This is a genomic window from Actinotignum schaalii FB123-CNA-2, from assembly GCF_000411135.1.
GTDB lineage: Bacteria > Actinomycetota > Actinomycetes > Actinomycetales > Actinomycetaceae > Actinotignum > Actinotignum schaalii_A.
This window is the reverse complement of record NZ_KE150263.1, coordinates 381,650-401,901: the sequence shown is the minus strand read 5'-3', so window position 1 is coordinate 401,901 and position 20,252 is coordinate 381,650. Positions and strand designations below refer to the sequence as shown.

General features: G+C 61.5%; 15 protein-coding genes and 1 pseudogene. 11 read left to right on the top strand and 5 right to left on the bottom strand.

Going from position 1 to position 20,252, the window contains the following annotated elements; all coding sequences use genetic code 11:
* The first annotated feature begins 64 nt into the window (after positions 1–64).
* Positions 65–2,455: pseudogene (gene pflB / locus HMPREF9237_RS06945) on the top strand (formate C-acetyltransferase).
* Between the two features lie 3 nt (positions 2,456–2,458).
* Positions 2,459–3,337, top strand: coding sequence for a pyruvate formate-lyase-activating protein (pflA, locus tag HMPREF9237_RS06935; protein WP_051107006.1), 879 nt, complete (start codon positions 2,459–2,461; stop codon positions 3,335–3,337).
* A 184-nt stretch (positions 3,338–3,521) separates the two neighbouring features.
* Here the strand turns inward: pflA and HMPREF9237_RS06930 are convergent, their stop codons facing one another.
* The gene (locus HMPREF9237_RS06930; protein ID WP_196800263.1) at positions 3,522–4,301 is read right to left on the bottom strand and encodes a DUF981 family protein; all 780 of its coding nucleotides are present in this window, start codon (positions 4,299–4,301) and stop codon (positions 3,522–3,524) included.
* A gap of 86 nt (positions 4,302–4,387) precedes the next feature.
* Here HMPREF9237_RS06930 and HMPREF9237_RS06925 point away from each other — a divergent pair, with 86 nt between their 5' ends.
* On the top strand, positions 4,388–5,767 hold the full coding sequence (locus tag HMPREF9237_RS06925) for an aldehyde dehydrogenase family protein (RefSeq protein WP_016443029.1): 1,380 nt from the start codon (positions 4,388–4,390) through the stop codon (positions 5,765–5,767).
* A 70-nt stretch (positions 5,768–5,837) separates the two neighbouring features.
* Positions 5,838–8,525: a UvrD-helicase domain-containing protein gene (locus tag HMPREF9237_RS06920; RefSeq protein WP_016443028.1), complete on the top strand. Its 2,688-nt coding sequence runs from the start codon at positions 5,838–5,840 to the stop codon at positions 8,523–8,525.
* 6 nt (positions 8,526–8,531) lie between these two features.
* Here the strand turns inward: HMPREF9237_RS06920 and HMPREF9237_RS06915 are convergent, their stop codons facing one another.
* The 4 genes from HMPREF9237_RS06915 to HMPREF9237_RS06900 are packed head-to-tail and all read right to left on the bottom strand — an operon-like array spanning position 8,532 to position 12,289.
* Positions 8,532–9,506 carry a metal ABC transporter permease gene (locus HMPREF9237_RS06915; RefSeq protein WP_016443027.1) on the bottom strand — a complete coding sequence of 325 codons (975 nt, stop codon included), beginning with the start codon at positions 9,504–9,506 and terminating at the stop codon, positions 8,532–8,534.
* Positions 9,503–10,558: a metal ABC transporter permease gene (locus HMPREF9237_RS06910; RefSeq protein ID WP_016443026.1), complete on the bottom strand. Its 1,056-nt coding sequence runs from the start codon at positions 10,556–10,558 to the stop codon at positions 9,503–9,505. The genes HMPREF9237_RS06915 and HMPREF9237_RS06910 overlap by 4 nt, the downstream gene beginning before the upstream one ends.
* A 12-nt stretch (positions 10,559–10,570) precedes the next feature.
* Positions 10,571–11,320, bottom strand: a complete 750-nt coding sequence (locus HMPREF9237_RS06905; RefSeq protein WP_231366715.1) for a metal ABC transporter ATP-binding protein — start codon at positions 11,318–11,320, stop codon at positions 10,571–10,573.
* A 3-nt stretch (positions 11,321–11,323) separates the two neighbouring features.
* The gene (locus HMPREF9237_RS06900; protein ID WP_016443024.1) at positions 11,324–12,289 is read right to left on the bottom strand and encodes a metal ABC transporter substrate-binding protein; all 966 of its coding nucleotides are present in this window, start codon (positions 12,287–12,289) and stop codon (positions 11,324–11,326) included.
* Positions 12,290–12,946: 657 nt separating this feature from the next.
* On the opposite strand from HMPREF9237_RS06900, the gene trpD reads away from it, so the two are divergent.
* The 7 genes from trpD to HMPREF9237_RS06865 all read left to right on the top strand — a co-directional run bounded on the left by trpD (position 12,947) and on the right by HMPREF9237_RS06865 (position 20,198).
* The gene (gene trpD, locus HMPREF9237_RS06895; protein ID WP_016443023.1) at positions 12,947–13,966 is read left to right on the top strand and encodes an anthranilate phosphoribosyltransferase; all 1,020 of its coding nucleotides are present in this window, start codon (positions 12,947–12,949) and stop codon (positions 13,964–13,966) included.
* Entirely contained in the window at positions 13,959–14,795 is an 837-nt protein-coding gene (gene trpC, locus HMPREF9237_RS06890; protein ID WP_016443022.1) for an indole-3-glycerol phosphate synthase TrpC, read from the top strand. The genes trpD and trpC overlap by 8 nt, the downstream gene beginning before the upstream one ends.
* Positions 14,796–14,797: 2 nt before the next feature.
* The gene (trpB, locus tag HMPREF9237_RS06885) at positions 14,798–16,030 is read left to right on the top strand and encodes a tryptophan synthase subunit beta (RefSeq protein WP_016443021.1); all 1,233 of its coding nucleotides are present in this window, start codon (positions 14,798–14,800) and stop codon (positions 16,028–16,030) included.
* A complete protein-coding gene (gene trpA / locus HMPREF9237_RS06880) occupies positions 16,023–16,820 on the top strand; it encodes a tryptophan synthase subunit alpha (RefSeq protein WP_016443020.1) in 798 nt (265 codons plus the stop codon). The genes trpB and trpA overlap by 8 nt, the downstream gene beginning before the upstream one ends.
* 141 nt (positions 16,821–16,961) lie before the next feature.
* A complete protein-coding gene (locus HMPREF9237_RS06875) occupies positions 16,962–18,380 on the top strand; it encodes a DUF6350 family protein (protein ID WP_016443019.1) in 1,419 nt (472 codons plus the stop codon).
* A gap of 67 nt (positions 18,381–18,447) precedes the next feature.
* Entirely contained in the window at positions 18,448–19,851 is a 1,404-nt protein-coding gene (locus tag HMPREF9237_RS06870; RefSeq protein ID WP_016443018.1) for an alpha/beta hydrolase, read from the top strand.
* A 77-nt stretch (positions 19,852–19,928) separates the two neighbouring features.
* On the top strand, positions 19,929–20,198 hold the full coding sequence (locus tag HMPREF9237_RS06865) for a DUF3017 domain-containing protein (protein WP_016443017.1): 270 nt from the start codon (positions 19,929–19,931) through the stop codon (positions 20,196–20,198).
* Positions 20,199–20,252: the final 54 nt, after the last annotated feature.

Genomic DNA, 20,252 nt, shown 5'->3' with positions numbered 1-20,252 from the left:
TGTGGATTGCTTTATGCTTGGACAATAACGGGTACTGACACGACACAAGGAGAGTTAGACGCACATGGAGCGCACTGCTACCGATACCCCAACAGAGGAAGCCTGGGCGGGTTTCACGTCCGGCACCTGGAATGAAGCCATTGACGTTCGTGACTTCATCCAGAAGAACTACACCCCCTACGAAGGGGATGCTTCGTTCCTGGCCGGCCCGACGGAGAAGACCACTCGGCTGTGGGAGTCTCTTGAGGAAAATTACCTCTCCGAGGAGCGTCGTCGTCGCGTGTACGACGTCGACACCGACACCCCGGCCGATATTGACGCTTTCCCCGCCGGCTACATTTCCGAAGATGACGACGTCGTCGTCGGCCTGCAGACCGATGTTCCGCTCAAGCGCGCGATGATGCCCAACGGCGGCTGGCGCATGGTGGAAACCGCCATCAAGGAAGCGGGCAAGGAAGTAAACCCGGAGATCAAGAAGATCTTCACCCGCTACCGCAAGACCCACAATGACGCGGTCTTTGATATTTACACCCCGCGTATTCGCGCGGCTCGGTCCTCACACATTATTACCGGCCTTCCGGATGCTTACGGCCGTGGTCGCATTATTGGTGACTACCGCCGCGTGGCGCTCTACGGTGTGGATAAGCTCATCGAAGAGAAGCAGGCCATGAAGGACTCCGTGGCCGCTCAGCCCTTCTCCGAGCACTGGGCTCGTTTCCGTGAGGAACACGCGGAGCAGATCAAGGCCCTGAAGAAGCTTAAGACTCTCGGTGAGATCTACGGCTTCGACATCTCCGGCCCGGCGAAGAACTCGCGTGAAGCCGTGCAGTGGCTGTACTTCGGCTACCTTGCTTCCGTGAAGAGCCAGGACGGTGCGGCCATGTCCATCGGTCGCCTCTCCGCCTTCCTCGATATTTACTTCGAGCGCGATCTGGCTGCCGGAACCATCACGGAATCCGATGCGCAGGAAATGATCGACAACCTCGTCATGAAGCTGCGTATCGTCCGCTTCCTGCGCACGATCGATTACGATCAGATCTTCTCCGGTGATCCCTACTGGGCCACCTGGTCGGATGCCGGTTTCGGTGATGACGGGCGCACCCTCGTTACCAAGACCTCCTTCCGTCTGCTCCAGACCCTGCGTAACCTGGGTCCTGCTCCGGAACCGAATATCACCATTTTCTGGGACCCGGCCCTTCCGGAAGGCTACAAGGAATTCTGCGCGGCCATCTCCATCGAAACATCGTCCATCCAGTACGAATCTGACGAACAGATTCGTAACCAGTGGGGCGACGACGCCGCCATCGCTTGCTGCGTCTCCCCGATGCGGGTGGGCAAGCAGATGCAGTTCTTCGGCGCTCGTGTGAACTCCGCGAAGGCCCTGCTCTACGCCATCAACGGCGGCCGCGATGAAATGACCGGCAAGCAGGTGACCGAACCGGGTCTGTTCACCCCGATCGAAGGCGACGGCCCGCTTGACTTCGACGAAGTCTGGCAGAAGTACGAAGAGATGCTCGACTGGGTAGTTGGTACCTACGTTGAAGCTCTCAACATCATCCACTACTGCCACGACCGCTACGCTTACGAATCGGTGGAGATGGCTCTCCACGATTCAGAGATCATCCGTACCATGGGTTGCGGTATTGCCGGCCTGTCCATCGTGGCTGACTCGCTTTCCGCGATCAAGTACGCGAAGGTCTACCCGGTTCGTGATGAGACCGGCCTCGTGGTCGATTACAAGACGGAAGGAACCTTCCCGATCTACGGTAACGACGACGACCGCGCTGATGACATCGCGGCAACCGTGGTCCACACCATCATGTCGAAGATCAAGGCGATCCCGATGTACCGCGACGCCATCCCGACCCAGTCGGTACTGACCATTACCTCCAACGTGGTGTACGGCAAGGCCACGGGTTCCTTCCCGTCCGGCCACAAGGCTGGCACCCCGTTCTCCCCGGGTGCGAACCCGGAGAACGGCATGGATACCCACGGTATGGTGGCGTCCATGATGTCCGTTGGTAAGCTGGATTACAAGGATGCCCTCGATGGTATTTCCTTGACGAATACCATTACGCCGGCTGGCCTCGGCCGTAATAAGGAAGAGCAGGTCAAGAACCTGGTCGGAATTATGGATGCCGGCTTCATGGCTGAAGAAGACTAAAACTCTAAGATTCAACCCCCAACAAAGAAAAGAAGGTAAAAAATGGCTAAGACCTACGAAGAGCGTCTCGAGTCGATGAAGGCTGCTCGCGAAGATAACGGTGGGGTGCAGGGTCTGTACCACGCCAATATCAACGTGCTGGATCGTTCCACCCTCGAGGACGCTATTGATCATCCCGAGAAGTACCCGAACCTGACCGTTCGCGTGTCCGGCTACGCTGTCAACTTCGTGAAGCTGACCCGCGAACAGCAGCTCGACGTTCTTTCGCGTACCTTCCATCACTCGGCATAACCATTGTCTGCTGAGTTGCGACTAGCACCGGTCGGCCTTCAAGATTTCGAAGCGCCGACCGGTCGGTTGCAGGGGGCCGGTCTTGGAGGAATCGATGTCCTCGACGACATCGAACGTAAAGAACGGCTTCGCAAGATGCGCGAGGGAACCCTCGGTTCCGTCCACTCGTGGGAACTCGTGACCGCGGTGGACGGGCCCGGGACCCGAATGACAGTATTCATGGCAGGGTGCCCCCTGCGGTGCTTGTACTGTCACAACCCTGACACCTTCATCATGAAGGACGGTCAGCCGGTGGATTCTGATGAATTGCTGCGGCGCTGGAAGCGCTACCGTCGCATGTTCAAGGCGACGGGTGGCGGGGTCACGATCTCGGGTGGCGAATGCTTAATGCAACCCGCTTTCCTCAAGACCGTGCTCCGCGGTGCCAAGGAAATGGGAATCCATACGTGTATCGATACTTCCGGATATCTTGGGCGTAACGTCGACGACGAAATGATGAGTTACATCGACATGGTGTTGCTCGATGTTAAATCCGGATCCGAAGAAGTGTATAAGCGCACGACCGGCCGCGAACTGCAACCGACCATTGATTTTGGTGATCGATTGGCTGCTGCGGGCAAGGAAATCTGGGTACGTTTCGTACTCGTGCCCGGGCTGACAGACGATCCGGAGAACGTGGAGAACGTTGCGAAGATCGTTGCACGGTGGAAGAACGCGGTGAGCCGCGTTGAAGTTCTACCGTTCCACCAGATGGGGCGAGACAAGTGGCATTCACTTGGCTACGACTACCAACTGGAAGACGTCGTACCGCCGTCACCACAAGCCGTGGAAGAAGCGCGGGAGCACTTCCGGCGCTTGGGGCTGAATACCCCGGCTTTCTAAACGCTACGGATGACGCCAAGGGCCGCGTCCCGCGAGGGACGCGGCCCTTTTGTGTGCGTGCCTGCGTGGGGTACGCACTGCTCGGTGCTGCGCCGTCGTACCTAAAACGTGGGGTACGACGCCGCAGCTGCGGCCACCGCGGGGCGGCCGCAGCTAGACCGGGCGACGCACCAGTTTGGCAGCGCTACATGGTATTGACCACAAGCCCGATATGGGTATAGAAATTCATCGCACCGAAGAGCATGAAGATCACCCCGCTGACAACCAGACACCAGTAGGCGGCGTTCACTACGCCGTCACGTACCTGCCCGCGGGCATTCAGCCGCACCGCGGCGAAGAAGAGAATCGCGCCCACACCGGCCAGGCCAAAGACTGCGGAGAGGGCGATGGATTCCAGCCAGGGGTAAGTCGCGAAGGACCCAGAAATCGGCTCCTGGGGAGGCGCCGCAAAGAATTGATAGACCATCCCGGCGCACATAATTGCCAATAACGCCAAGCCCATTGCCAGCGCGAAAATGGAGACGGGGCGGGCAATCCGGGCGAAAGTGTGGAAGGGAGCGTCGGAAGCGAGGATACGATCCCCGCGCTTCCACAGGATGAAACTCGCCGCCAGCAAGAGCACCCCGAAGCCGAGGCAGGTTTCTCCAAAGATAATATTGTCAAAGGGGAAGCCCCCGGCGGCCAGCGGCCACGTGAGGGACATATGCAGGCCGGTCAGCGTCTGGATTAGGCCGGTCACGAAGAAGCCCAGGGTGTATCCATCCAGGCTCACGGCCTTATCGGTATCCGCTCCAGCTCCGGCAACTTCCGCTGGAACCGCGCTGCGCAACTGCACCAGCAGCCGGCCAACCAACATCAAGCCCACCCCGGCCGCGATGGCCATAATGGTGTTGTAGGTGGGCATCGAGGCCCAATCAATCATTCCCGGGGCGCTTTCCCCAGTAAAGAAATCTCCCACGTTCACCACTCCTTTCTCTTATCTAGGACTAATGTCCCCATGATAGCCGGGTTCCCCCGCCGCAGTGGGCCGCAACACAGTAAGCTAGGGCTATGAGTCACTACCGCGTGCATAACCCCAATACCGGAGAGGTGGAAGAACGCTTCGCCTCCCTTCCCACCGCTGCTATCCCCGGTGTGATCGGAGCTGCCTGGGATGCTTTTACCACGTGGCGGGATACCCCAATGGCACGCCGTAGCGAAATCCTGCACCGCTTCGGGGAACTCGTCACGGAGCGCTCCGATGAACTTGCTGAGCTCATCGGGCGCGAAATGGGTAAACCGTTGCGCGACGGCGCCGCGGAACTCGCCACGGTCAGCCACCATGCCCACTGGTTTGCGGATAACGCGCCGCGCTATCTGGAACCCACCACGCTGGATGCTGAGGACGGCATTCTTACCTACGTGCTCCATCAGCCGCTGGGTGTCCTGCTGGGAATCATGCCGTGGAATTTTCCCTATTCTCAAATCGCCCGTTTCGCACTACCCCAACTCATGGTCGGGAATACCGTCCTCATGAAACAGGCAGAGATCTGCCCGCGCTCCTCGGCTGCTTTCGAGGCGTTGCTGCGGGAGGCTGGCCTACCCTCCGGGGTGTACCAGAATATCTACCTGGATATCGAGGATACGGAGCATGTGCTAGCAGATCCGCGCGTTAAAGGAGTATCGCTCACCGGCTCGGACCGAGCAGGGTCCTCGGTTGCGGAATTGGCCGGAAAGTACACGAAACGCTCCCTCTTGGAATTGGGCGGTAATGACGCCATGGTGGTCCTAGATGCCGCTGATATCCCCGCGGTGGCGCGCGAGGCGGTGCGCACGCGTGTTTTCAACGCCGGGCAGGTGTGTACCTCGAATAAGCGCATTATCGTCTTGGATAGTGTTTTTGAGGAATTCTTAGCGGCGGCCCGCACGGAGATCGCAAGCATTGTGGTGGGACCCTATGATGATCCGGCCACGGATATGGGGCCGCTGTCCTCGATTGCCGCACGTGATGACGTGGTGCGGCGGGTAGCGAGCGCCGTCGCCGTTGGAGCGCACCTCCACTACGGTGGTGAAAAAATTGACCGTCCCGGTGCCTATATGACCCCGGCACTGCTTACCGATATCCCCGCCGGTCACGATATCGCGTGCAACGAAGTATTCGGGCCGGTGGTGGCGCTTTACCGGGTCGCGGATGAGGAAGAAGCCCTCGCGCTGGCCAATAGCACCGCCTACGGTTTGCAATCCTCGGTGTGGAGTCAGGATCTGGAGAAAGCGCAGCGCTTCGCGGCACGGCTCGCCGCAGGGATGACCATTATCAATAAGCACCGTGAATCGGCGCCCACGTGGCCCTTTGGTGGGATTAACCGGTCCGGTTACGGCCGGGAGGAAGGCGCCTGGGGCTTGCGTGCCTTCACTAATGAACACGCGGTGCGAGTCCACCCGGCACGGTGAGCGGACTGACAGCGCTACACAGCTCCGGAACGTTTTTTGTGTCGGGGTGGTGTCGTACCCTAGAAGGGCTATGGAGGAATCGTACAAGTCAACAATCGCACGGCTGCGGGAGCGCGTAGCAGCCGCCCAGCAAGCCGGGGCTACAGTGGGGCGCCGCTCGGGCGTGCCCGCCCGGCTTAACCCGGTTGCGGAAACTGCATCCGCGGGTCAAACCGCGTCAGCAGTCCGCGCTACGCCGGTGGGCCCCGCCACACCAGCACCCGCATTGGCAGGAAACGAACGTTCGGGTGGCATCAGCGGGGCTGCGGAGCGTATTCTCACCGGCCTCAATAGCGCCCAGCGGGAGGCCGTGGTCCACACCGGCGGTCCACTGCTCGTGGTCGCCGGGGCCGGCTCGGGGAAAACCCGGGTACTTACCTCGCGTATTGCCTACCTCATCGCCACCGGGCAGGCTCATCCGGCCAATATCCTCGCCATCACTTTCACCAATAAGGCCGCCCGGGAAATGCGCGAACGCTTGGAGGGAATGCTCGGCGGCCTGGCCCGCGGTATGTGGATCTCCACCTTCCATTCTGCCTGCGTGCGGATTCTGCGCGCCGAACACCGTGCGCTCGGGATGCGTTCCACTTTTACTATTTACGATGCCGCAGATTCCCAGCGTCTTATGACCATGGTGTGCCGGGAAGAAAATATTGACATCCGGGCCTACCCACCCAAAATGCTCAGCCGCCAGGTCTCCAATCTCAAAGATGAACTGGTTACCCCGGCTGCGCAGGCCGCGGCCGCCACCGATCGGGACGGGCAGGTTCTGGCCCAGGCATATGCCGTTTACCAGAATCGCCTGGAGCGTGCCAATGCGCTGGATTTTGATGATCTTATTATGCGCACGGTGGAGGTGCTCACCTCCCATCCAGATATTGCCGAACGCTACCGCACGCGTTTCCGCCATATTTTGGTGGACGAATATCAGGACACCAACCACGCCCAGTATGTTCTGGTGCGCACCCTGGCCGGGCAAGGCCCGGAACGCTCCTCCCTCACCGTGGTGGGCGATGCCGATCAGTCCATTTACGCCTTCCGCGGGGCCACTATCCGCAATATTGAGGATTTTGAAAAAGATTTCGCGGATGCCACCAGCGTGGTCCTGGAGCAAAACTATCGCTCCACCCAAAATATTCTCTCGGCTGCCAATGCTGTGATCTCCCACAATGAAGGGCGCCGGCCCAAAAAACTGTGGACGGATTCGGGTAGCGGGGAAAAGATCACCGGCTACGTGGCCGATTCGGAAAGCGATGAAGCCCATTTCGTTGTCACGGAAATTGACCGGCTCCGGGATGATAACGGGGTGCGCTACGGGGATGTGGCGGTGTTTTACCGCACTAATTCCCAGGCGCGGGCCCTGGAAGAAATGTTCGTGCGCTCCGGGATTCCCTACCGGGTGATTGGCGGTACTCGCTTCTACGAACGTAAAGAAATCAAGGATGCCCTCGCGTACCTGCACGCGGTGGCGAACCCGGATGATACCGTCTCGCTGCGCCGCATTATTAACGAACCGAAACGCGGGGTGGGGGATACCGCGCAGGGCCATCTGGCCACCCATGCCCAACGCTGGAATATTTCCTTCGGCGCTGCGGTAGCGGATGTGGCTAGTCCTCACCCGGAGCGTGGCGAGGTTGCGGGGCTGACAGCCCGGGCCCGCAGCGCCGTCGCCGCTCTGGCCCGCATCCTAGAACAGGCCCGCGGTGAAGCGGAGGCCGGCGGTAAACCCGCGGATATCCTCGATTACCTCATGGACGAATCCGGGTACCTGGCCGTGTTACAAGAATCCAAAGACCCGCAGGACCTCAGCCGGGTGGAAAACCTGGCCGAATTACACGCGGTCGCGGTGGAATTTTCCGCCCAAAATCCGGATGCTGGGCTGGGGGAGTGGCTGGACCAGATTTCGCTAGTTTCGGATACGGATCGACTTCCCGAAGGTAGCGAATCCGAAGGGGAAACCACCCTCATGACGGTCCACACCGCGAAAGGTCTGGAATTCCCGGTTGTGTTCGTGACCGGCCTGGAAGATGGCACCTTCCCGCATATGCGCTCCCTGGATGACCGGCGCGAATTGGCTGAGGAACGCCGTCTCGCCTACGTGGCCTTCACTCGCGCACGCGAACGCCTTTATATATCGCGGGCGGCAGCGCGCTCCTCCTGGGGCGCCCCCCAGGAATTCCCGCCCTCGCGTTTCATTGAAGAAATCCCACCCGAACTTATTGACTGGCGTCGGGAGCATTCCTCCCAGGATCTCGTGCGCGGGGCCGGCATCGGATCCGGTATCGGTTCTGGATACGGGTGGGGGAGTCGGCAGCGGCGCGCCTCATCGTTCTTTGACGACGACGCTGGACCAGTTATCGGTTCGGGCAAATTTAAACCAGGGAAACTCGGGGTACCCGCCGCCGCGAACTCGGCCTCCCAGGCAGATTCCGCCGGTAGTGCGCATACCGCGGCCGGCTGTTCGGGTGGTTCCGCGGTTGGCGGTTCGAGCGGCACCCCAGGCACCTCAGGCACACCTAGCGCGGCGGGCGCGGCTGATACCGCAGCGGATACCAAGGGCTTCGCGGTGGGTGACACCGTGGAACACCGCTCCTTCGGGCGGGGGACCATCCTCGGCTTCGAAGGCCGAGGAAAGTCCACCACCGCAAAAGTTGCTTTCGGCTCGGTCACGAAACGCTTGATGCTGCGCTTCGCTCCCTTGACGAAAGTGGAGAAGTAGCTGCGCTTATCCGGCAGTACGGGCAGCGCTGGCCACGCACGTAGCGCCGGCACCTTCCGTCGCGCCGTTAGGCACGGCAGCGCCCGCGGCAGCGGCCGGCACACTCAGGGTGCGCCGGTGGCTACGCGCCGCCGCGCGCCCGCTCAGCTTGTACCAGGCCAGCGCGCTCAAGAACACCACCCCATCGGTGAAAGCCATCATCGCCGAGGTCGCCAAATCCAGGTACAGGGCCAGCACGAACCCGAGAAGAGCCTCGGCCACCGCAATAATCATGGTGAGAACCAGAAGGTGGCGCAGCGAGCGGGCGAAAAGAATCGCCGTGGCGGCCGGAACCACCATAAGAGCGATCACGAGGATCGCCCCCGCGGCATTGAAAGCCGCCACCACGGTCAGCGAGACCAGCATCATGAGCCCCAGCTCCACCGCCCGCACCGGGAACCCGATAGTAGCCGCGAAATCACTGTCGAAGGTATCGGTTTTGAGCACCCGGAAAAACACCGCGATGAAAATAGCGTTGAGCGCGCACACCGCGAGCAGCTGCCACATGGTACGCGGGCCAATATCGTAACCGCCGATGATGATATGTTCCGGGCTCAAAGCCATGAGATTGAGATCCCCGGTGAGCACAGTGTCCTGGCAAATATGGACGTGGGAAAGTGTGGTCGAGAGCAACAAAATACCCAGGGCGAAAAGCACCGGGAAAATCACGCCCTGGCTGGCGTCCCCGGTCAGCAACCGGGTGCGATCCAATTGCTGGGCACCTAGCACCACCACCAAACCCATGAGCGCCGCGCACACCACCATGATCGGGGAATGCGTGGAACCGGAAAGAATCGTGCCGATAACAATTCCCGGGAGCACCGCGTGGGACATCGCATCCACCAGCATGGATCGGCCACGTAACACCAGGAAAACCCCGGGAAGTGCGCAGGTTACCGCGGTCACCACCGCAAGCAACATCACTGCCACGATGAAACTCATCGCTCACTCCTTTCCGAACCAGCGGGCGCTGCCACACCGGCCGGCGCCGCAGGCGCCGGCGTCGTCGCCGATTTTTGCACCGCTGCGGTGGCTGTTACCGTTCCCGTAACCGGAGCCGCGGTAGCAGCGCGTGCCCGCGCCACTAGATCTTCACGCAAACGCCGCTGACGCAATGCCACCACCACGATGGAGCGGCGCGGCGCGGCCAGCAAAGACAAGGCGAAAATAACGAAAAGGTGGATGACCACAACGGGGCCGGTGGGAACCTTGCCCAGGCACACGGACAGGTACGCCCCCGCCGCGCCCGCAAGCCCACCGAAAATACCGGCCAGCACCATCATCGAGGACATGCGGTGCGTCCACTGGCGCGCGGCCGCGGCCGGCATAATTGCGAAAGCCACCATGAGAATAAGCCCCACGCCCTTAATTCCAATAACGATGGCGATGGTAACCAGCACCAGCATGAGCGGGGTGAGCACGCGCGGGCTGAAACCCTGCAATTGTGCCGTGACCGGATCGAAAGTTACCAATTTGATTTCTTTAAAGAAAGCGAGGATCACCGCGACGGTGAGCAGCCCGAATACCGCGATGGTCACCAGGTCCCCGGCGCGTACATTCGCAGCATTTCCGAACATGTAGCTGTCGATCCCGCCGCGATTGGGCAGGTGAGAATGGGTGAGGAGGCGCAGGCACACCATCCCGCCGCCGTAAAACAGCGAGAGGCAGATCGCCATGGCGGCATCCGGCTTCACTTTCGAATGCGCCACGATGATATTCGTGAGAACGACGGCGCACATCGCCGCCGCGCTCGCCCCGAGAACTAGGATCACCATCGAGCGCCCATCAGCGCCCAGCAGCGTCGCCACGGTGAACGCGGCAACAACACCGAGAATGGAGCTGTGCCCGATAACATCGGAAACCAGTGACTGGCGGCGCAAATAAAGCAGGCAGCCCGCCACCCCGGAAAACACCCCGATGAGGGTGGTGCCGATCAACATGGTGCGGAAAATGTAGGTTCCCCACAATTCCAGCGGGGAAATAAAATCAATCATTGCCCCGTGCCCTCACTTGCGTTCGAGCGCCACGGAAAGGCCGTACGCCCGCGCAATATTATCCGCGGTGAAAGCTTCCTCCACGCTTCCGCTCGCCACCAGTTTGCCGCTCGAAAGCAGCACCACGCTATCGCAGAAATCAGGAACCGTTTGCAAATCGTGATGCACGATCATGACGGTCTTTCCCTCATCGACCAGTTCGCGCAGCAGCGTCATAATTGCCTGCTGGGAAGTGATATCAATGCCCGCGAAGGGTTCATCCATGAGGTAGAGCTCAGCGTTCTGGGCCAGGGCACGTGCCACGAAGGTTCGCTGCTGTTGGCCACCGGAAAGCTCGTTAATATGGCGATGGGCAAGATTGGAAATCCCCAGGCGTTCCATGGCCGCGGCGGCCGCTTCGCGCTGGCGCGCGCCCGGCCGGCGCAGCCAGCCCAGCTGGGCGTACGTGCCCATAAGCACGACGTCGCCCACCGTGGTCGGGAAATCCCAATCTACGGTGGCGGTTTGCGGCACGTAAGCAATACGCGAACGCACCCGGGGGAGAGGTTCGCCGAAGAAGGTGACCTCCCCGGCGAGAGCGGGAACGAGACGCAGGGAAGCCTTCATGACGGTTGATTTCCCCGCGCCGTTCGGACCGAGAAGCGCCACCACCTGGCCTGGACTGACGCGGAGCGAAACATCGCTCACCGCGATCGTATCCTGGTAGGCGACGCTCAGGTGATCAATCTGACAGGCCAGCGTGGTAGCGGATCCCATCGACATCACCTATTTCTGCGAGAGCGCGCTGACGATGGAGTCAACGTTGTAGCTGAAAGCGCCCAGGTAGGTATTCGTGGGGGCTTCGGAGCTGAGGGTATCAGCGAAAAGCTCGTTATCTGAGACTTCAACGTGCCAGCCCTTTTCCCGCACGGCGTCCTGGAGGTGCTTAATGACTTCCGGATTCTTGAGGTTGTCCTGGAAGATCACCGGGACCTTGCGTTCGGCAATGAGGGTGGCGAGCTCGTTGAGCTCCACCGCGGACATTTCCGATTCGGAGGAAACGAAATCGGTGGCGTGAATTTCAATACCGAAAGAAGCGCCCAGGTAGTTAAAAGCGTCGTGCCCGGTGATAAGTACGCGGTTTTCCTTCGGGATCTTATCGAACTTTGCCTTGGCTTCTTCAGCGGCCGCAGCGATCTTCTTGTTGTACTTTTCCGCATTGGCCTTGTAGAGATCCGCGTTGGCGGCATCGATCTCACCGAGCTTGGCGGCGGTGGCCGTCACCACGTACTGCCAGTTCTCCGGGGAGTTCCACACGTGCGGATCGTGGCCTTCGATCTTGCCGTCTTCTTCCCAGGGGAGGAGCTTATCTTCGGGGATAGCTTCGGCGGCCGCGATCTGGCGGTCACCGAGCTTCTCAAGCTGGCCCATCATCTTGTGTTCCATATCGTGGGAGGTCCACACTACAAGATCGGCCTTTTCAATGGCCTGGGTATCCTGGGTGGTCAGTTCCTGGGTGTGAGGATCACCGCCGGGCTTGACCAAGGTGGTTACGTTAGCCTCGGGGGCGACGTTGCGAATAACGTCCTCGAGGTAACCGGTTGTTGCCACCACCGACAGGCCCGCGGCCTTTGAGGAGTCGGAGGAAGCCGAATCGGATGCGCCCTTATTTTCGGTAGCGCAGCCGGTTAGCGATGCGAGTGCCAAAGCCCCGGCCGCGGCAATCGCGGCCAACTTAACAGAATGTTTCATGGTGTCCTTCTTCAATCACGAAAGCATGTAAGGTATGGGTTTCTTTACTCGGGACCTGAATATGTTAACCGATGCACGCATAAAGCACTAGGGTGAATCTGCGAAACATCGCGAAAAATCCCGGGAATCGCTGGGTGAAAAGTCAATAATGATAATTGCGTGCCTGGTAGCTGCGGTGCGGCTCGCGTAGGTGCGGCACCGTGGCTCGCTTGTAGTGGAACGACGACGCCGCTAGCTCATCTTCGCCCTTGCCTGTCCGCATGATGGACCGGGGCGGGGGCTATGTTCGGGGTGGGCTAAGCTCACAGCTATGCAGCAGGATCTCAAGGTACGGGTCCGGGCCGGTGCGGCCTGGCGATGGTGGCGCGCCTAAGTAGCGCGTCCTGCGGCGCAACCACGCCGCCCCAACCACTTGAGAGGAGAATCCCGTGCACCGGGACCTACCGCATCTACCTGAGCACCATGTCCCCGATGTGATATCCACGTATCGCTTGGCTACCACCACATTTTCTACCTCCACCCACGCGCAGCTGCGCTGCCGCTGGTGGAAAGCCGCCAGGGGGCGATGGCACAGTCCGCTCAACTTGGCCCAGCCCGATTAGCATCGCAGTCCAGAAAAATGCAGTCTAAAAGTCTTTCCACACGTACGGAGTTGTCATGATTAAAGAAGCCATTATTAAAGTTGTCTCCAAGCAGGATCTCACCTACGACGAGGCCTATACCGTTATGAATGAGATCATGGGCGGGGAAAGCACCCCCACCCAAACGGCAGCTTTCCTGGCCGCACTATCCACCAAGAATGCGCGCGCAGAAACCACTGATGAGATTTCCGGCTGCGCCACCGCCATGCGTGAGCACGCTGATTACTTCGAGGTTCCTTTCCCCACCCTGGAAATCGTGGGGACCGGCGGGGATAACGCCCATTCCTTCAATATTTCTACGACCTCGATGTTCGTGCTGGCCGCCGGGGGAGTTAAGGTCTCCAAGCACGGCAACCGTGCCGCTTCCTCGCTTTCCGGTACCGCCGACTGCCTGGAAGCCCTCGGGGTGAATATCAACCAGGATCCGGATACCTGCCGGCGCCTCCTCAATGAGGTGGGTATGTGCTTCATGTTCGCCCAGCTCTACCACAAGTCCATGAAGAACGTGGGGGGAATCCGCAAAGAACTCGGTTTCCGTACCGTCTTCAATATCCTCGGACCGCTCACCAACCCGCTCCACCCCGAGTACCAGGTCCTCGGCGTGTACGATGAATACCTCGTGGAGCCCCTCGCCCGCGTCCTCAATGACCTGGGTGTCCATCACGGTCTCGTGGTCTACGGTCAGGACAAGCTCGATGAGATTTCCCTCTCCGCACCCACCACGGTCTGCGAAGTACGCAACGGGGAATACCGCACCTTCGAGATGTCCCCGGATGTGTTTGGTTTTAACCGTGCTACCCCGGCCGATATGCTCGGTGGCACCCCGGAAGAAAACGCCCAGATCACCCGCGATATCCTCTCCGGCAAAATCACCGGCCCCAAGCGCAATGTAGTTCAGCTTAATGCTGGCGCCGGTCTCTATATCGCCGGCAAGGCCCGCTCCATCGCCGCGGGCGTGGATATGGCCGGCGACCTTATTGACGACGGTAGTGCCTACCGCAAGATCGACGAATTCGTGGAGGCTTCGCGTGCCTAATATTTTGGAGCAGATCGCCGCCGCCACCCGGAAGCGGGTGGCCCGCGATAAAGAACAAATTCCCACGCCCCGCATGCGTGAACTTGCCGCGGCGCTGGCCCCCGCCCCGGGGAGCGATCCGGCCAGCTTCCCCTTCGAAGCGAGCCTGCGCGGCCCCGGGCTCGGCTTCATCTGCGAAGTGAAAAAAGCCTCGCCCTCCAAGGGAATCATCGCCGAAGATTTCCCCTACCTCGATATCGCCCGTTCTTACGAAGCAGCCGGGGCAGAGGCCATGTCCGTGCTCACCGAACCGCAATGGTTCCTCGGCTCGGACCGCTACCTGGAGGAGATCACGCGCACGGTTTCTACCCCCTGCCTACGTAAAGATTTCGTGGTGGATTCCTACCAGATCTTCCAGGCGAAAACGCTGGGAGCCAGCGCGGTGCTGCTCATCTGCTCACTCCTGGATACCGCGACCCTGCGCGAGTACCTCGAGCTGGCGCATTCCCTCGGGCTTTCAGCCCTGGTGGAAACCCACGATGCCGCGGAAATTGATTCCGCACAGGCTGCCGGCGCCCGCATTATCGGTATTAATAACCGCAATCTCAAAGATTTTTCGGTGGATCTGGCCACGGCGGGTCAGTTGCGGGCCCGTATCGATAGCACAGCGCTTGTCGTTGCCGAATCGGGGGTGCGCGGGGCCGCGGACGTGGAAGCGCTCGCGGCCGGCGGTGCCGACGCGGTGCTCGTGGGCGAAGCCCTTATGCGCAGCGTAGATAAAGTAGGTGTATTGGCCCAGTGGCGCCAGGCCGCGGCGCGCGTCGTCGCCCCCGCACAGGAGAAAGAGTAATCATGACCGCAGAACATACGATGGGAAGTTCCGCGCCGGAAACCGGCACCTCCGAGCGCCCGGGCCGTTTCGGGATCCACGGCGGGCAGTTCATCCCCGAAACTCTGATGCCGGCTATTGAAGAGCTGGACGCCGCGTACCGGCATTACCGTGATGACCCGGAATTTAATGCCGAACTCACCGAGCTCTTCAATAATTACGCGGGGCGGCCCTCCCTCCTCTACTACGCGGAGCGGATGACGCGCGACCTCGGGGGAGCGAAGATCTACCTTAAGCGCGAGGATCTCAACCACACCGGCGCCCACAAAATCAATAATGTGCTCGGCCAGGCGCTGCTCGCGAAGAAAATGGGCAAAACCCGCCTCATCGCCGAAACAGGGGCCGGCCAACACGGGGTCGCCACCGCCACGGCCGCGGCGCTCTTCAATATGGAGTGCGTGGTGTTCATGGGTGAGGAAGATACCCGCCGCCAGGCCCTCAACGTCTATCGGATGCGGCTGCTGGGCGCGGACGTGGTGGCCGTCAAAACGGGGACCGGCACTCTCAAGGATGCCGCTAGCGAAGCCTTCCGCGAATGGACCGGGCGGGTCAGCGATACCCACTACTGCCTCGGCTCGGTTATGGGTCCGCATCCCTTCCCCACGATCGTGCGTGACTTCCAGGCGGTGATTTCCCGCGAGGCGCGCGCCCAGATTCTCCAGGCCGAAGGGCGCCTGCCCGATGCGGTGATCGCCTGCGTGGGCGGGGGCTCGAACGCGGCCGGTTCCTTCTATAACTTTGTGGATGATGCGGGCGTGCGTCTCATCGGCGCGGAGGCGGCCGGGCGGGGCGTGGATACCCCGGATACCGCCGCCACCATCGCCACCGGCACCGAAGGTATTTTCCACGGCATGAAATCGTATTTCTGCCAGGATGAATTCGGGCAGATCGCCCCGGTGTATTCCATTTCGGCCGGTCTGGATTACCCGGGTATCGGCCCCGAACACGCCTACTGGCACGATATTGGGCGCGCGGAATACGTACCGGTCACCGATGCGGAGGCAGTAGATGCTTTCGAATACCTTTCGCGCACCGAGGGGATTATTCCCGCGATTGAATCGGCGCACGCCCTCGCGCACGCCATGAAAATCGCCCCGGAGATGCCGGGCAAGATTATTATCGTCACGCTCTCGGGCCGCGGGGATAAGGACGTCGCGGCCATCGCGCGTTACCGGGGAGAAGATATCCATGACTAAACAGGTACCCATCGCCCGGGCTTTTTCCCGCGGCAAAGCTTTTATTCCGTTCTTCACCTGCGGGGATCCGGATTTAGATACGACGGCGCAGATCATTCGCGCGGCCGGCCGGGCCGGTGCGGATCTCATTGAATTCGGCGTGCCTTTCTCCGACCCGACCGCCGAGGGTCCCGTCATCCAGGCATCCTCGGAGCGGGCACTGCGCGGAGGAGCCACCACGGACAAAATTTTTGAGATGATCGACCAGGTGCGCCCGGATCTGGAATGTCCCTTCGTCATTATGACCTACGCCAATGTGGTCTTCTCTTACGGCCCGGAGCGTTTCGCGCGCCGCTGCGCTCAGGTGGGGGTTTCCGGCGTGATTCTCCCCGATGTGCCTTTTGAAGAAAAGGGCGAATTCGAAGCCCCGCTCGCGGCCCACAACGTGGATCTTATTTCGCTCATCGCGCCCACTTCCGAGGATCGGATCGAGGCGATTGCGCGGGCCGCGCGTGGCTTCCTCTACGTGGTTTCCTCCATGGGGGTGACGGGCATGCGCTCGAATATCACCACCGATGTGGGGGCTATCGTGGAGAAGATTCGTTCGGTCACCGATACCCCGTGCGCAATCGGGTTTGGGATTTCTTCCCCGGAGCAGGCCGCGCGTATGGGCGCCCTTTCCGATGGCGTGATCGTGGGCTCAGCTTTGGTTTCCCGTATTCATGAGCTGGCTGCCGCAGGAAAAGCTGCGGATGACATCGCTGCGGATATCGCGGGCCGGGTGAGCGAGCTCAAGGGAGCGCTGGGCTAAGCGGCGTGGAGTGAGAACGCCGGTGCGCGTGGCGGAGCGAAGGTCCGGGTGCGCGCAGCGGCCGCGAGAAGACAGTGCGGTGAGCAACACGCCGGGCTCTCTTCCGCGGCCCGGCGCTCTCCGCGCGTCACCATGGAAGGGATGTTAACGTATTCGCGCCGCGTGGCGCTCGCTCTGGCTGTTATCCAGCCCGTGGTTCTCACCTGGATCACGGTGGTGCTTATCTGCCTGCTCGGCTACACCCTCACCGCGGCCTCCCCGCTGCTCGGAGATGTGACCTGGCAGGGCGCTGCGCGCCTGGGCGGCTCCCTGTGGCTGCTCGCGCTCGGTTCACCGCTGGTAACCGCGGGCGGGCATATCGGCCTCATGCCGCTGCTCCTCACCGCGCTCATCGCTTGGCTCACGGTGCGTTTCTTGCGCGCCATCGTGGTGGAAGACTGGTGGGACGTTGCTATCGCAACGTTGAGCGGGGCGGGAAGCGCCGGGGTGATCTGCCTGTTTTCCCTCCCGCAATCCTCCCTGCTTCACGCCCTCGTGGGAGGTGCGGTACTCGGTTTCCTGGCTAGCCAATGCGCCTGGCTGGAGCGCCCGGCCTGGCCCGGCGTAGCTATCCTCGAACGCGGCTGGCGCCTCATCGCACCGCTGGCCGCTACCCTGGGCGCGGTAAGCCTCCTCCTGGTTCTTATCGCGCTGGCACTTGGTTTCGGGCAGGTCCGGGCCTTGCACGTCGCCTACCTCACCGACCTCACCGGCACCATTCTCTTCACTCTTACCCAGCTACTCTTCGCACCCGCGCTCGCGGTATGGGCACTGGCCTACGTGACCGGCGCCGGTTTCACGGTGGGCAGCGGAGCGGTCTTCTCGGCCCTGGGTGGTAGTTTCGCTCCCATCCCCGGCCTTCCCGTTTTCGGCTTGCTGCCCGACCCGGCCCTGCGCCCCGCCTGGCTCCTCATCATCCCCATTCTCACGGGCCTGCTCTGGGGCATTATCCGCTCGCTGCGCCCGCGCGACTGGCTGAGCGCCGCGGTGGGCGCCCTGGAACTCCTGGTGCTCGTGGCCCTGGCCGGGCAATTCGCCACCGGTGGGATCGGCCCGGGCCGCATGCTCGAGGTAGGCACGCGCGCCCCGCTCCTCACCGGCTGCGTGGCGCTCACGGTGCTGCTGCCCTTCGCCCTCGGCTACGGGGCGCGTGACTTCTGGACGTGGGTGCGTGCCTGCTGGGAGCGTTACCGGGTGCGGCGCGCCCTGCGCCCCGCCGCACAGCAGAACGACGACGCTGCCCAGCCCGCAGCGCCCACTTCCGCCACCACCGTGGCGCCCGGTGGCGGCGCGGCACCGGAGCAGGCCGCGGGAGAGACCGCCGCAGAACCGGGAGGGGAGAGCGCGCTCACCCCGGATGCCAGCGCTACCGCGCCCACCGCTGCCACTGCACCGGCTGCGCCAGCCGCTCCGGCCGCCACGCTGCACTCGGTTCCCACTGCCACCACAGCCCCGGAACCAGCATCTTCCCAGCCCGCCGCCGCTGACTGGGAAGAGCGTGGGAAAAGTGAGGAAAAATAACAGGAGAGCTGGGCATAGAGTGAAATAACGGCGCGCGGAGGCACCCGAGCGGCCTAAAATTTTGCCTATGCTTCAACCCAATACGCACGGGGCGCTCCTGGCTGCCGGCCTCTGTTCGCTGGCTTTCCTAGCGCTGGGGGTGCGCACCATCCCGCGTACCCGTCGCCTGGCTACCGCGATTCCGGTGTTCGCCATGGTGATATCGGCGGTATGCGGCGTCGTCGCTATTGGGGTGGAGATGAACCTCAACTTGCAGTACGCGAGCACGTGGAGCGATGTCAAAACCATTTTCACGAAAAGCGGCGGCAAGGCTTCCGTGACCGCGGTAACGAGCGAGCTACCCAAATACGCCGGGCAATCGGGTGAGATCCCCATGCCGGAAGGCACAGAGTGGAAAGCTGATTTCACCCCCGCCGGAGGTGGGGTGGTGAGCACGGTCTTCCGCGGCCCTGAATCCGGCCTCGAACTGCCCGTATGGGTCTACCTACCCCCGGATTATTCCCCGGAGCGCACCTACCGGGTGATCGTTATGATCCAGGGATTCCCCTCCCAGACGGAGAAAATCCCGGGCGTGCTGGATTTGGAGCATACGATGCCGGCGAGCGCGCCGGATACTATCGTCGTCGTTCCCTCCCTCAATGTTGATAACCAACAGCCCGATTGCGTGGATCTATCCGGGCGGCCCGCGGTGGGAACCTGGGTGAACCGCGACGTCGTGCAGATGGTACGTAAGAATTTCTCGGTTTCTGCCGATCGGCGCGATTGGGCCATTGCCGGGGCCTCCTACGGGGGTTGGTGCGCGCCGGTGCTCGGGCTCTACAATCCGCAAACCTTCGCTTCAGTGATTTCCTTTTCCGGGTACAACGTGCCGGTTATTGGCCTGACCCAAGCGCCCGGCCTGCGCGAACAATTCACCGTCAGCAATCTCATGAAAAAAGCGAGCTGGCCGCAATCCATGTACTTCACCGGCACTCGCACCGATAACGACCCGGTGGAACTGGCGCGCGGCCTGGAGGAGGTCAATAACCCGCGCCTGAAAACCACCGTGCACCTCGACCCGAACGGCGGGCATTCCTGGGATACGTGGAAAAAACAGCTCCCCGGGGCGCTGGACTGGTGGAATGGTGATCAGGCGGGCGGAACGAAAAGCGTGGTGGCCACCCGCGGCTGGATGACCCAAAAAACCACGGTGGCCGGCTCCTACCTGATTTTCGCACTTCTGGCAGCTGGAAGCGTTATACGCGGGCGCAGCTTGGTGTGCCGCCCCCTCTACGTGCCCCGGCACGCCGCGCAGATCCGCCGGCACGCCCTGCCGCGCGGCAAGGGGCGCTACCGGATACGGCGCTGGGCCTGGGTGAGCCTCACGGTGGCCTGGGGGATCGTGGCCCTGCTCCTCACCGTCAACCTCAAAACACATACGGTTGAGGACATCCGCTTTATCGGTGCCTTCTTCCACCTCTTCACCATGTAGCGGCGGGCGGTCTTCCGCGCTGGGCGAGCCTAAGGCGCGAGCCGCGGCCCGCACTAGCGCGGGATATACTGGCCGATGTGAATGCGCATTTTTCCCACCCGGTGGTCTACTGGGCCTGCGCGGCCTGGATCGGCATCATCGTTGCCCTCGCTTTCCTTGCTGATCCGCGCGTGGCCATCCTCGCGCTCGCGGGCAGCTTCGTGGTTCTCGCGGTGGCACGCCTGACCCTGCCCACCGGCTACGTCCCCTCGGTGCGCTCGCGCATCACGGACGCCGCCACCCTCCTTCTCCTTGCCGCAGCGCTCTTTTTCCTGGCGCGTTTCGCCCTCACGCCCCCCGTTATTTAAGAACGACGCCGCAGCGCCCCGGTGCGCAGGGCTAATAGATAAAAGTGGATCTAA

Coding starts and splice junctions, on each gene's coding strand:
- HMPREF9237_RS06920 (WP_016443028.1), top strand. CDS start 5,838: ATGGAGGAATCGTACAAGTCAACAATCGCACGGCTGCGGGAGCGCGTA.
- HMPREF9237_RS06925 (WP_016443029.1), top strand. CDS start 4,388: ATGAGTCACTACCGCGTGCATAACCCCAATACCGGAGAGGTGGAAGAA.
- HMPREF9237_RS06870 (WP_016443018.1), top strand. CDS start 18,448: ATGCTTCAACCCAATACGCACGGGGCGCTCCTGGCTGCCGGCCTCTGT.
- HMPREF9237_RS06915 (WP_016443027.1), bottom strand. CDS start 9,506: ATGAGTTTCATCGTGGCAGTGATGTTGCTTGCGGTGGTGACCGCGGTA.
- HMPREF9237_RS06910 (WP_016443026.1), bottom strand. CDS start 10,558: ATGATTGATTTTATTTCCCCGCTGGAATTGTGGGGAACCTACATTTTC.
- trpA (WP_016443020.1), top strand. CDS start 16,023: ATGACTAAACAGGTACCCATCGCCCGGGCTTTTTCCCGCGGCAAAGCT.
- trpB (WP_016443021.1), top strand. CDS start 14,798: ATGACCGCAGAACATACGATGGGAAGTTCCGCGCCGGAAACCGGCACC.
- HMPREF9237_RS06875 (WP_016443019.1), top strand. CDS start 16,962: ATGTTAACGTATTCGCGCCGCGTGGCGCTCGCTCTGGCTGTTATCCAG.
- HMPREF9237_RS06900 (WP_016443024.1), bottom strand. CDS start 12,289: ATGAAACATTCTGTTAAGTTGGCCGCGATTGCCGCGGCCGGGGCTTTG.
- HMPREF9237_RS06905 (WP_231366715.1), bottom strand. CDS start 11,320: ATGTCGATGGGATCCGCTACCACGCTGGCCTGTCAGATTGATCACCTG.
- trpD (WP_016443023.1), top strand. CDS start 12,947: ATGATTAAAGAAGCCATTATTAAAGTTGTCTCCAAGCAGGATCTCACC.